We start from the raw sequence: 12,560 nt of genomic DNA, 5'->3' as shown, positions 1-12,560 counted from the left end.
GAACCCGCGCTCGGCCGTCCCACCGAACCCGCGCTCGGCCGCCCCACGGAACCCGCGCTCGGCCGCCCCACGGAACCCGCGCTCGGCCGTCCCACCGAGACCGAACCGCCGCGACAGGACGCCCCCGCCGAGGCCCTGCTCCACCTGATCGGCGGGGACCCGGCGCGGGCGCGCACTCTCCTCGACGAGGGCCACCGCGCGTCCTCGACCGCCGGGAATCGCCCGGCCGCGGCGTTGTGGGCGGCGTTGCGCGGTGCCGTCGCCGCCGTCCAGGGCGAGGTCACGATCGCCGACGGATCCCTCCGCGAGGCGATCGCGACCTTCGAGGACGAGGACCGGTTCCAGCTCACGGCCGTCCTCGCCGCCACACTCGCCGCCGTCTCAGCCCTCCGCGGCGACACCGCCGAGGCTGACCGCTGGCTGGCACGAGCCGGACGCCACCGCACCCACCGCCTGTTCGAGCCGTGGACGCGACTCTGCCGAGCCTGGACCATCGCCGCGCACGGATCCACGACCGACGCCGTGACCACCGCCCAAGACGCAGCCGACCTGGCACGCTCGCACGACCTGCCCGTCCTGGAAGCCGTGGCCCTATACGACACGGTGCGCCTCAGCAACGGCGACCGTGCGAAATCCCTGCACGCCCGCCTCGCCGACCTGGCCACGGAGACCAACGCCCCACTGATCCCACTCCTAGCGGACGCCGCAGCAGCCCTAGCCCACGCCGACCGCGAGGCCCTATGCCTGACCGCCGACGCCCTCGCCGCCCGCGGCCACCACCTACTCGCCTGCGAAGCAGCATTCGCAGCAGCCCGCGTCGCCGCCACCACAACCGACCGAGGCGCGACCGTCGTCGCCATGGAGCACGCCCTGGAACTGCGAAGCCGCTGCCCCGACGCCCGGACACCACTACTCTCCGCCGACGGCGTCACAAACCACCTGACCCGCCGCGAACGCGAGGTCGTCCTGCTGGCCACCCGCCACACCAGCCGCCAGATCGCACAACGGCTCGGCCTGTCGGTCAACACCGTCAACAACTACCTGGCCCGCTGCTACACCAAACTGGGCGTCACCGGCCGAACCGGCCTACGCACCCTCCTGAAAAACCACCCGACCAGCCTGTGACCAGGCCGTGCCGGTCACCGTCGGAGATAGCCCCGCAGCGCGGCAATACACGCAGTCCGGCGGGTGACGTCCCGGGGGAAGCGACGGCGACATTCGTCCCGAACCCACCCCGGCGCCCGCCGCACCTTGCGCGGCCGCTGAACCGGCGAGTCAGCCCGCCGCGACGACGCCCGCTTCGGAGGACGCACCCCCGAAGACTCCCGCTTCCCGGAAGCCACGGTCCGGTCAGGCGCCGACCGTCCGCGCCGACCCTGCTCCTTCGTATCCTTCCGAGAACCAGGCTCCCTAGTAACCCGACTCTGCCATGACGAGCCCTGATCGCCCTGCTGCCCACTACCAGCCCCGGTAGCCATCCGAGCAGGCCGCGGCGACGCCAGCTGCGATGCGCCACCAAACTGGAGCGCGACCGCCGTACCGAGAGACGCCAACAGAACACTGACCAGAGACGCCACCAAGCGGAAGGAGCGACGCCGCTGCCGACGACGAGGCCGGACGCGCCACGGCTCGTCAACCTCAGGCGGCACACCCGCTCCCAGCCCTGAAGGCGAGTCATCGGTCACCACCCATGGCTACCAAGAGTGCCCACCCCGCTACAACCAGACTCGCCCACCAGCACCCCAGAACCGCCGAGCACAAAGATGACCTCGACACCCGAACGCGTTGCGCTTCTAGGGTCGGCAGCGTCGTCACTCCCGGCGGACAGGACGGAGTCATACTCAGAGATCGCGACGTGCCCGAGGAGCCAATGGGAGCGTCAGTCCCACCAGAACTCCCACACGTGGTTGCCCACCAGGCCGGCGGCGTAGTCGGCGAAGGGTGTGAACTCGCGCATGGTGTCGGTGCCGGTGAGAAAGTGTTCCAAAGCGATGTGCGCGGCATGTTCCGTGGTGACCGGCGGGCGGGCGACCGACACCCACATCCGAGACCCCTGCAAGACGACGACGCGGGCCCCGAACCGGTCCTCCCAACTGCGTAGCAGCGCACACAGCCGATCGAGTGAGGTCTCCGCCTGCCACCCGATGACGATAGGGACATCGGCGCTCCGCCCGACTGGCGCCAGCACCAAATGGCAGTCGTCAAGCCCGTGATGCTCCTCCAGCAAACGGCTCACTACGCTGGCCGCGGCCTCCTCCGGCCCTGGCAATGCCGGATCTGCGGGGACTCCGTGAGCCAGGCCGGGCCATCCCGTAAAGGTCGGCTTCAGATCACCGTGGTCGCCGTCGGGGAATCGGTGGTCGAACTCCTCGAACCTGACGCGCTCAGCCCGCCAGGCGTCCTCCAGATCCGTGTCCAGATCCGTCGTCGCGACGCCTCCCAGAGACCAGGTCCCCTCTTCGACCAAAGGCCAGGAGAACAGCACTGGATAAAGCCCGGTAATACCCCACTCTGCCTGGCACTGCGCCCACAGTTCGGTGGGCTCACCGATCGCCCTATCGGAAACCCAAACCTGCCGACCAGACCTGCCGACCGTCCGCCCCTGGGGCAGCTTTCGAGACGCCATACCGGCTTCTTACCTCATCGCCGAATCACAGTCCGGGAAAGCCGCAGTTCACCCGGTGGACTCCGAGTTGCGACCCCCGCAGGGGCGATGAGGACCGGATCGGAAACCCGCTTCGTCCTTCTGGACTTCGCGAAGTTGCGACCCCTCTTAGGGGCGATGAGGACCCGTGGGCCACGTCGTCAGGCTCGGCACCAACACCGTGTTGCGAACCCTCGTAGGGGCGATGCGGACGCGGTCGTCGTACGGCAACCTGGACGACGCCGAGCGGTTGCGAACCCTCGTAGGGGCGATGAGGACGAGGACAGCGACGGATCGCGCGTCCACATATTTGAGTTGCGAACCCTCGTAGGGGCGATGAGGACCACCGAAGGTGCACGTCGGAATGTCCTGGACATCTAGGCGTTGCGAACCCTCGTAGGGGCGATGAGGACCCGGATGCCCTCGCACGTCTCAGACGCCAGCAGGTCCTTCACGGTTGCGAACCCTCGTAGGGGCGATGAGGACCCCACGGTAAAACCGCAGGTCCGCGAGGGCAAGGCGGCTACCTGGGAGTCGCCCTTTGCAGCGAACCTCCGGTTGTGCAGAGGAGCCCGGCGTGTCGCTGAAACCATCTTGATCAACTTTGGGTCGACGCACGGCTGAGGAGGCTACAAGATGTCGGTGGGGGCTGGCTCGGCAGCGCCACCGGTTGGGCGAGCGGGCGTTGTTCCAAGCGGAACGTATAAACGATGACGTTGTCATAGCTAGGATCCAGAAGACTTTCGACCTCCGCCTGGAATCGGCGCAGTGGAGGTTCGCGCAACGAGGTGACGACGACGGCGATTGTGAGGGCCAGGGGCCTCATCGGCCCTTACGAGGGTTCGCAACCGGCCGCGGTTGTACCAGCACCACAAGTCACCGATAGTCCTCATCGCCCCTGCGAGGGGTCGCAACATGAGCTCCTCGATCTCGTTCGGCTGGTGCTTCTGCAGTCCTCATCGCCCTTGCGAGGGGTCGCAATAAGCCGATGCTGGCGAACAAGGACAACTTCTCGTCATGCCAGGCCGCTCGCACGGCGTTCTCTTACTGACTGTATCCCCTATTGCCGGTTCGACCTTGAGCGCCTCGGGCGCGCTGTCGGCATCCAAGACTAGGTGGATCCTTTCCCAGTCGCCTTCGTGGTTGTTGTTGTAATCGTGGAAGAACCAGTCCTGCCAGCCGACTTCCGGGATGGCCTACGGCTTTCAAGCAGCCGCGTAGCCGTGCCCCCGAAAGAAATCGGCGCGTAGCGTGAACGGAACGCTGGCGGCGCGGGCGGTTCGCAGTGCGTGGGGATCAGAACGGGCTGGGTGGACGGGCCTGCTCCGCCCCGTCGGCGAAGAATGGGCTGGCCGGACGGGCCTGCTGCACCCCGTCAACGAAGATGTCGACCTTCTCGCTGTAGAAGCAGACCAGCCCGGCGATCTTGCGGCTCTCGTCCAGGGGAGCCGGATACGACCACGCCAGATCCTCATGAACCTTGCCGCCGACCAGGACCGACCAGTACTCCGCGGTTCCCTTGTACGGGCAGCGGGTCACCGTGTCGGTGCGTTCGAGCAGGTCCATACGGACATGCGGCTTGGGCACGTAGTAGCGCACCGGCAGTCCCGTCTCGAACAGCAGCCTCGGGCTGGACGACTCCGCGACCGTCACCCCGTCCACCTCAACCCGGACCTCCCGTGACGCCGCCAACACATCAACGCGTGCATAAGGGCTCCGCGGATGGACGAAGACCTCCTCGTCCTCCTCGAACCAGGCGTCCATCGCGTCCCACTTCAGGCGGACGAGCCCGCGAAGCTCCTCGATGGGCGAGTCGGCATACCGGACCGCGGCGCCTGGCCGCTGCGTGCCCTCCACCTTCACCGTGTAGGCCGTCGCGTCACCCCGGCTCGGTGAACGCTCGCCCGGGCCGTCCTCGACGAGTTCGGCCCGCACGTCATCCATGGGGACGTAATAGGCCGGGTAGTACGGGTTCTCCCAGACCAGGACCGGCCTGGCAGTGTCGGCCACCAGGTGACCGCCGAGGTATACCCGGACACGCTTACCGCTCTGCACGATCTGAACGCCGGTCTCCCGCGATGAGCTCATGCCACCACAACCCCCTCACTCCCGACCTATTTCCCTTCGCTCTCAGTCTGCCTCACCGTTGACGATCAGCGAGCCCCGCTCCATCAATGGCGCCGGCACTCTCGAGCTCTAGGCAAGCGGTCCATCTCGAATGGTTGCGCACCGGCAACCGGCCACGACCGGTCAGGAGTACGGCAAAGTGATCGGTGCCGTCGTTGAAGCGGCTCGTAACATCGGCGATGGACACCACCCGGGAACTGGCGGCGTTCTTACGTGCCCGCCGGGAACCGCCTCACTCCGGCCGACATCCGCCTGCCCGCGTCCGAGCGGCCACGGCGCACCCCCGGCCCCCGGCCTGCGCCGTGAGGAGGTCGCCGAGCTTGCGGCGCCAGCGTCGGCTACGTGGACCGCCTGGATCAGGGCCGGGGCTTTCGCCCTTCCCGAGCGTGCTGGACGTGCTCCAGCTGTTGCTGGAGTTCCTCCCGGCGGAGCCAAGAAGAACCTGTCGGTCGCCCAGGCCAAGACCCTGCTGGCCACCGTCCGGCCCCGCGATGCCGTCGGCAAGGCATGACGCCGCCTCGCGGCAGACCTGATCAGCGACCTTGAACGCGTCTACCGACGCTCCAAGGACGCCGACAACAGCTCAAGGAACTGGTCGCCGTCACTGGCACCACCCTGATGGAACCCACACGGCATCGATCCGTCTTGCGCCGCACGCCCGCTGGTGGGAGTCGGCGACATCTCGGTTCCCCAGCAGAGCACGCTTCGCCTCCTGGAAAGGCGCCGCGCCCGTCGACGCATCCTCCGGCGACAAGGTCCGACACCGGCTGTCGCGGGCGGGCAACCAGTAGATCAACCGCGTGCTGCCATCATGGCCACCGTCCAGCTCCGCCCCGACCCCCGGGCCGCGCCTACGTCGACCGCAAGACCGCCGCGGGCAAACGTTGATGGAAGCAAGGCGTCCCTCCAACGCAGCCTGTCCGACATGGTCTACCGGCGCATGCTCGACGACGCCCTCAGGCAGACGATGACGGGCCCGGAAGGGTGGTACCGGGCGCGACTGCCGACTCCAGCGTGGCCAGCTCACATCCCCACGCCGACACCTCGGACAAGCCACTACTCGAACCCGCCACCGCACAGCCTACGACCACCTTCAGTACCGCTTCTCGACGCAGAGAGCGCCAGAAGAGTGCGCCTGGCGTCGGGAAAAAAGAATCATCTCATCCGAGATGATCCACTAAATGTCCGCATCTGGCCTATTGGCACCTAAGTCTTGTGATGTTGTGGCGCACTGCGGAATATCTACTTTCGTGGGCTGAGCGGAGTATGCCCATAGCCCCATAGATGAAATGACGGCTACCGCGGACTCTCCATGAGAGGTATGCGTGATCGCAATGCAGTGCTCGACCCGCTGGGTGCGTGCCTGGTCGCTCGTCGCCGTCCTTGTTCTGTGTGGGGCGCTGACCGCTTCCTGGAGAGAAACGGCGCGAGCGCAAGATCCCCAACAGCCGTGTCTGGTGCCTCCGGCGGGTCTGATCAGTTTGTGGCGTGGCGAAGGCAGCGCCGCCGATGCTCAGGGTGTCAACGACGGAGTCCTGAACGGCGGCGCCGGCTACGTACCGGGCCGGTTCGGCAGCGCTTTCAATTTCGACGGGGTCAACGACGACCTGGTCATTCCCGCCTCGGCATCCTTGACACTGGAGCAGGCATTCACGCTGGAATTCTGGTTCAGCTTCCCGACGGACATCGTCCCTGGCTCGCCACGGTTCACGCAGGGCACGAACTTCCTCAACAAGGGCTGGACCGACTTCTTCGCCGTCCAGAACGGCGCCGGAGAACTGGAGCTCGGCTACGATAGCCCACGGCTGTACTCCACGACCGACAGATGGCTCGCCGACACCTGGTACCACACCGCCCTCACCTATGACAGCGGCTGGTACAGCCTGTACGTCAATGGGAATCTTGAAGCGACTCTGTACCGAACCGACCCGCTGCTCGGTGATCTCGAAGAGATCTACTTCAGTCACTCACTGGCCACTCCATTCAACCCGCCGACATGGTACGCCCAGCGGCTCGATGAGATCGCCATATATGACCGGGCCCTGACCACGGCTGAGATCGGCGGCCGGGCCGGAAACTGTCTTCCCGCGTACGATTTCTCTGGATTCTTCCCGCCCATTGACAATCTTCCCGTGGTCAACACGATGCGTGCCGGACGAGCCGTACCGGTGAAGTTCGCGCTCGGCGGATATAAAGGCCTGGACATCCTCGCAGCCGGTTATCCCAAATCCCAACAGATCGCCTGCGACTCGACTGCGACAGTCGACGGAGTGGAGGAAACCACTACCGCCGGCGCCAGCGGACTGAGCTACAACCCCGATACCGGTCAGTACACCTACGTTTGGAAGACCGACCAAAGCTGGGCCGGCACATGTCGCCAATTGATCGTCAAGCTCGACGACGGCACCTCGCACCGCGCCAACTTCGCATTCAGCTGACCCACGGATGACACTTCACTCTTCAGCAGAAGAGGACATCCCCCCGGCCGTGCCCTTAGCGGTGGTCACGAGGGATTCCTCGCCGACGCCTGGATTCAGTGTCTACTTCCTCAAAAGGGGGGACGGTGTCATGCCACTTCAGCCCTGGCTGGCCGTTAACACTCTCCTTGCTGCTGCCATCTGACGCTCGAACGTGCTCTGGGGCATGGTCGTCGTCGCTGGCGCTGTGTCGCCTGCCGGTGTTGCGGAAGGCGGCGATCACAGGTCGCGACCTTGATCTCCTGATCGAGGCTCATCCTGGTAGCACTGGTCGAGGTGGCTTCGCTTCCGGGAGCGTTGGCCGTCTCGCCGGGCGGGGCAGATTTGTCGCAGCCCGATTACCGTTGCGGCGGCCGGATCGCGCTGGGCGATTGGCTGGTCCCACGGCAACTCGTCGCGGGCGTCCTGGCCTGCGATCCCCGCACGGTGCTGATCCGGGCCGACGGACACGGCAACTGCTGCCCGATCAAAGAGCACTACCCGCCCGCGCTGCGGCCCACCAAGGGCCACAGCGGGCGGACGCCCCGGCACCTGGGGCCGTGCGGGGCGCGCCGCGGTGAACGCGACCACGAATGCGCCGCCTACGACATCGCGGGCACCGCCCGCTGCTCCCCACCCAGGCTCATGCCGCCTCCGCTGCCTGGCAGCACACGGTCTGAACGGCGGTGTGAGCGGGTCAACGCGGTCTATCGAGGGGCGCGGTCTCGCCTTGGCTGGTCGCCCCTGGCGGAGGGCGGCTTGCCAGGAGTTCCTCCATGCCGAGTAGACCAGCGTCCAACGGCAGCCGCGGTCTTGGGTGGTGAGCCGTTCGTTGGTCGGGGACTAGCACGAACGTACTGGCCACCGCTTCAGTCGTGGCAAGGCCGCGCCCTGCCGCCTGACAACGCTGGTCGGGTACGGATGAACGTCTCGTCCCCCTGGTTCATCACACACGAGCATCGCGGGCGGCATCGAAGATCCGGGGGCCCAGGTCCATGAAGGAGCGGCCGGCGTAGTTGCTGTTGTCGGCGCCCATCGACCTCGACAGCTTCTCGATCGCCCGTGGAGACAGGAAGCTGAAGGCCGAGTCGTAGCTTCGGCACAGGTCCCTCAGTTCATCGGGCTGTTTCGGGTCAGTACGGAACCACGCGTCGATCGCGGTGCGGAATTCCGCGATGGTGTCCCGCAGCATGGCCCAGGTGCCGACCACTAGCAGGAAGTCCGATGTGACGTCTGTGATGCTCCGGTGCGCAGAGCGGTCGGCCTGGCCGCCGAACAATGACGCGATGATCTCCGTTTGCGGGGTCAGCTTCTCGAGCCGGTCGAGGGCCTCGGTGAACAGCGCGTCGACCTCCTCCGGTAGGACGCTGGGCTTTGTGGGTTCCGGTGAGTTTTCGACGGGCCCGTGAAAGTGCATATGAACGTCGCCGTGGATCGTCGGCTGGTTCAGCCCCGTCGTGGAGTCGTAGGAGGTCTGCGCCCCCGCGATGCCCGACTCGGAGGTCCGCTGGGTCAGCCGTGCGACCTCGTTCAGCGATGCCGTGAGGGTCTCGGTGTCCTGGCGGTGGCTGTCGCCGAGATCGGCGAGGACGCGGCGAACCTCGTCCCGCTCCTGCCCGAGCGACCGGATGCCCCCGAGGATCTGCGACTGCTGCCGGCCCAGCCGGTCGATCTGCTGGCGCAGGATCTTCAGCTCGCTCTCCCGGTCGGTGGCCTCGAGCCGCTGCATGACGCCCTTGATCGCGGCGTCGAAGTCCTCGGCGAAGCGGCGCTGACTGTGCACCAGTGGCGGACGGTCCCCGGCGCCGGAAAGGGCCGGGATCGCGGTCTCGGCGAGGTAACCGTTAACCACCAGCAGGACGGCGCGGTCCTCGCGGCCGTCCTTCACCTTCTCGACCTGCTTGGCCAGGACCGAGGCGTCCTTCTGGCCGAGGACCGAGTCGGCGATCAGCACCGCGCAGCCGCCGCCGTCCTCGCCGTGGACGACCCAGAAGTCGGCGCGTGCCTTGGTGCCCTTCGGCGCGGCCTGTGCCTGGAACAGCCAGCCGCCCAGGTCCAGCACGCGGGCGATCTCAGAGCGCACGTCGTCCTGGGTGGCCAGTTGGAACTGCTCCCGGGCGACCTCCCGGATCACCGCCTGGGTGACGTTGGTGCCCCTCGCCCGTGCCATGCGGTAGCCGTGGTAGCAGAGCTTGACGATCGTGCGCGCGTTCCCGCTGGCCAGCGTCACCAGGTAGTCGACCGTCGCCTCGGTGAAGGGGGCCAGTTCGCGGGGCTGTCCGGCGCGTTCCTGGCTGTCGAGGATGTACTGCCGCGTCTCGGTGGGGCTCAGCGCCGACGGCCGGACGATGCAACCGACCCGCTGGCGCACGTCCTCCGGCAGGGCCTCCAGGAAGTCGGGCAGCCCGCACAGCACCAGGAACGCGCGGGCGGCGCCGAACACCTCCAGCAGTTTCTTGAAGGCCCGCGCCGTGTCGGTGCCGGGGGAGTGCGGCGAGGAGAGCACCTTCTCCAGTTCGTCGATCACCAGCACGAACCGGCGGCTCTGCCGTCCGTACAGGAAGGCCACCACGCCGATGGCCTCGAGCGCGGCGGTGTCGGTGTCGATCGCCGTGGTGATCCCGCGCTCCACCAGGGCCTGATCGGGGACGTGACCGCGTAGCCACTCCCAGACCGCGTACTCGAACTCGGGCTGCAGGAACAGCGTGAGCGCCGTGGCGAACGCCTCGTTCTCGGTGATGGCCCGCAGCCGTTGCCGCAGCTTCTGAATGAACACGTTCTCCATGAGGCCGAGGCGTTCGATGACCGCCTCGGCCTGGACCTCACGATTGCGCAGCCGTTGCGCGGCATGGTCGGTCAGCTTCGACTGGGAGAGCGAGTCCGCGACGAGGTCCGCGTAGTACTCCTGGACCCGCTGCCGCAGTTCGTCCTTGGTCAACTCGGCCACGAAGCGTTGTTTGTAGAGGGCCAGGAAGGTGTCGGCGGGCGCGTCCAGATAGAGGTGCCGGACGTCCTGGCCGGCGGCCCGAGAGATGTGCCGCAGGAGTTCCAAGGCCAGGTGTGTCTTGCCCATGCCGTACTCGCCGACCACGGCGACCACGTTGCCCGAGGCGGCCCTTGCCCCGCCGTCGGCCTTCCATCCCGCGAGATAGTCGTCGGCGAAGGACAGGGCCTGCCGGATGGCCGCGGTCGGGACGGTGATGAGGTCGTCGGACAGCGCCGTGCGCCGCGCGACGGCGGCGGCCGGGAACGGGTTGACCGTGCTCCGCGCGGCGTTCACAGGTAATCCGCCGTGCGGTACGCGTACGTTTTGAAGTCCTCGAAGGTCAGGTCGGTCCTGCCGTGCTCGGCGGCGTACTGCCAGATGCCCCGCATCAGCCGCTGCAGCCCGGTGACCGTCATCGGCTGTATTCCGAGGTTGCGCTCCTGAATGACCTTGCGCATGGTCTCCTCGGTGACGGCGGGCATCGAGCCGTCGGCGACGAAATGGCTCAGATAGGTCCAGCCGTCCTCCACGCCGAGCGTGCCGACGCTGAGCCAGAGCGGCGGGGCGGTCGAGGAAAGCAGCCGCACGCCGTCGTCGGCGACGCCCTCGAACGAGGTCTCGGTGAAGAACAGGAGGTTGGGCTCGGCGGCCAAGTGCCCATATCGGACCAGTTCCTCGGCCACCGACGACTGCGGCAGCAGCAGGACGAAGATCCAGCTCTTGAGCCTGAGCAGCCGTGAAAGGGTCTCATAGGCCTGCACGGGCGGCTCGTTGATCTCCTCGCCCAGCAGGTCGAGCTCATGCTGCTCGAAGATCCCAGCGAACTTGAGTTCGCGCAGCAGCCGCTTCCAGACGTCCCGCATGCGGTCATCGATCGACCCAGCCCTCGCGTCGTCCCGGGTCAGGTTGAAGATCTCGACCTGGTGGTCGGTGGGCGGGTGGTCCTTCAGCCAGTGCGCGCACCGGTGGATCAGCGAGGTCTTGCCGCACTTGCTTCCGCCCGAGACCAGCACCATCCGCCCCTCCCCCAGAAGTGGGCCGCAGTCCGGGAACCCCTGCTGGAACTCCTCGAACGCGTGCTGGGCATGGTCCACGGCGGCGTAGTGGTCGGCATGCTCCGGGGACTTCCAGGGGCACAGCGGCCCAAGCTCGGGGAACGGGATCACCTTCGCTCCTTCACGATCACGTCATGCCCTCATCTCGGAGTGGGAACGACCGGGACGCTCCAGCGCCAAGGCCAGTTCCTCACAGCCGTCCCGCAGGTCGGCCAGCGCACTGTCGATGGTCTGGCCACGAGCCGCACGGTCGCCGGGAGACGTGCCGCCCCACCCGGCGCAGAGCGCGTCTCCCAGCGGCGCGGTCGCCAGCTCGGTGCGGAGCCTGGTAGGGACGCGCCACTTCTTCCGCAAGAGCTCGTACCGGCGCAACTGCGCGTCCAGTTCGGCTCCGGTCCTGGCGACCGCCTCGTCAGAGGGCAGCGAGCCGGCGCTGTATGAAGCCCACGCCTGCGCGTATTCGGAGACCGCCGAGCTGTACTCGCGTACGGCACGGCGCAGCCCGTCGGCCCGGAGCAGGCCGGTGTCGCGGGCGCTGCGCCAATCGCCCACGAACATGGTGAGCCCCGCCCCCACCACGGCGGCGACCAGGATCTTCAGCAGCTCCACCACGCTCAGGCCACCTGAGCCGCCCTCGCCGCTCGAACCGCCTTGCGCAGACGCCTCATACAGCGCCTTACATACACGGTCGAACGCCTTGGGGTTCTGCTTGCGCCAAGCGTCCAGGGGTGTCGCCTTGCCCGCGACCGTGATGTGGGTGCTAGCTGTGGCTCGTCCTCCCAGCCCCAGAGTGACCGCTGCATTGACCAGCTCAGCCTGGTGCGCGGGGTCAAGGCAGTGAACGAGGCGGGCGTCATCGGCAGTGTCCCCGGCGGCGGCCGCGGCGGGATCGATGGCCAAGTGGACGAAGGCGGATGCGATAAGGGTGAGGAACACGTACCGAACCGGCCCAAGCCCCCGCATTCCTGCCCTTCCATCCCAGCGTGGGTGAACCATATCCGGCGATTCGGTGGCTTGCCAGGTATTACGGCTGGTCTGGGACGCCCGGGCCGGAACCGGCCTCCACGCAGGCACACCCGACCGGGATGTGGTTTCCGCACTCCTGCGGCTTTGAGATCGTCGTGGGGCGGTCGGCTGAGGGTGGCCGGTCAGCTGAGGGCTGGCGGAGGGTGTCCAGTTCGGCGGTGGCGCGGGCGCGGGCGGTGGGGATGTCGCCGGTGACGGGTTGGACGAGTTCCAGGTAGCACTTGAGTTTGGGTTCGGTGCCGGATGGGCGGATGATCACGCGAGCG

At 67.2% G+C, this 12,560-nt stretch carries 9 protein-coding genes; 3 read left to right on the top strand and 6 right to left on the bottom strand.

The window, feature by feature from the left end; all coding sequences use genetic code 11:
- Positions 1-1,125: helix-turn-helix transcriptional regulator (locus ETD83_RS32795; RefSeq protein ID WP_171064565.1), on the top strand; the 1,125-nt coding region annotated here is incomplete at its 5' end.
- 754 nt (positions 1,126-1,879) lie between these two features.
- Here the strand turns inward: ETD83_RS32795 and ETD83_RS32790 are convergent.
- Entirely contained in the window at positions 1,880-2,485 is a 606-nt protein-coding gene (locus ETD83_RS32790) for a DUF4253 domain-containing protein (RefSeq protein ID WP_171064564.1), read from the bottom strand.
- Positions 2,486-3,940: 1,455 nt separating this feature from the next.
- Positions 3,941-4,732, bottom strand: coding sequence for a DUF427 domain-containing protein (locus ETD83_RS32785; protein ID WP_138649090.1), 792 nt, complete (start codon positions 4,730-4,732; stop codon positions 3,941-3,943).
- Between the two features lie 581 nt (positions 4,733-5,313).
- Here ETD83_RS32785 and ETD83_RS46155 point away from each other — a divergent pair.
- Positions 5,314-5,562 carry a transposase gene (locus ETD83_RS46155; protein ID WP_205718013.1) on the top strand — a complete coding sequence of 83 codons (249 nt, stop codon included), beginning with the start codon at positions 5,314-5,316 and terminating at the stop codon, positions 5,560-5,562.
- Positions 5,563-6,105: 543 nt separating this feature from the next.
- A complete protein-coding gene (locus ETD83_RS32775) occupies positions 6,106-7,209 on the top strand; it encodes a PxKF domain-containing protein (protein WP_230421344.1) in 1,104 nt (367 codons plus the stop codon).
- Positions 7,210-8,173: 964 nt separating this feature from the next.
- On the opposite strand, the gene ETD83_RS32770 is transcribed toward ETD83_RS32775, so the two are convergent.
- From ETD83_RS32770 to ETD83_RS32755, 4 genes are all read right to left on the bottom strand, one after another.
- Positions 8,174-10,507 carry a hypothetical protein gene (locus tag ETD83_RS32770; protein WP_138649088.1) on the bottom strand — a complete coding sequence of 778 codons (2,334 nt, stop codon included), beginning with the start codon at positions 10,505-10,507 and terminating at the stop codon, positions 8,174-8,176.
- Positions 10,504-11,379 carry a hypothetical protein gene (locus ETD83_RS32765; protein WP_138649087.1) on the bottom strand — a complete coding sequence of 292 codons (876 nt, stop codon included), beginning with the start codon at positions 11,377-11,379 and terminating at the stop codon, positions 10,504-10,506. The genes ETD83_RS32770 and ETD83_RS32765 overlap by 4 nt, the downstream gene beginning before the upstream one ends.
- A 21-nt stretch (positions 11,380-11,400) precedes the next feature.
- Positions 11,401-11,880, bottom strand: coding sequence for a hypothetical protein (locus tag ETD83_RS32760; protein ID WP_138649086.1), 480 nt, complete (start codon positions 11,878-11,880; stop codon positions 11,401-11,403).
- A gap of 412 nt (positions 11,881-12,292) precedes the next feature.
- The coding region (locus tag ETD83_RS32755; RefSeq protein ID WP_138649085.1) for a hypothetical protein at positions 12,293-12,560 on the bottom strand (268 nt) is incomplete at its 5' end.

This window comes from Actinomadura soli (genome assembly GCF_005889715.1).
In the GTDB taxonomy this organism is placed as follows: Bacteria; Actinomycetota; Actinomycetes; order Streptosporangiales; family Streptosporangiaceae; genus Spirillospora; species Spirillospora soli.
The sequence above is the reverse complement of the archived record's forward strand: the minus strand, read 5'-3'. Positions and strand labels throughout refer to the sequence as shown.

Coding starts and splice junctions, on each gene's coding strand:
- ETD83_RS32785 (WP_138649090.1), bottom strand. CDS start 4,732: ATGAGCTCATCGCGGGAGACCGGCGTTCAGATCGTGCAGAGCGGTAAG.
- ETD83_RS32775 (WP_230421344.1), top strand. CDS start 6,106: ATGCAGTGCTCGACCCGCTGGGTGCGTGCCTGGTCGCTCGTCGCCGTC.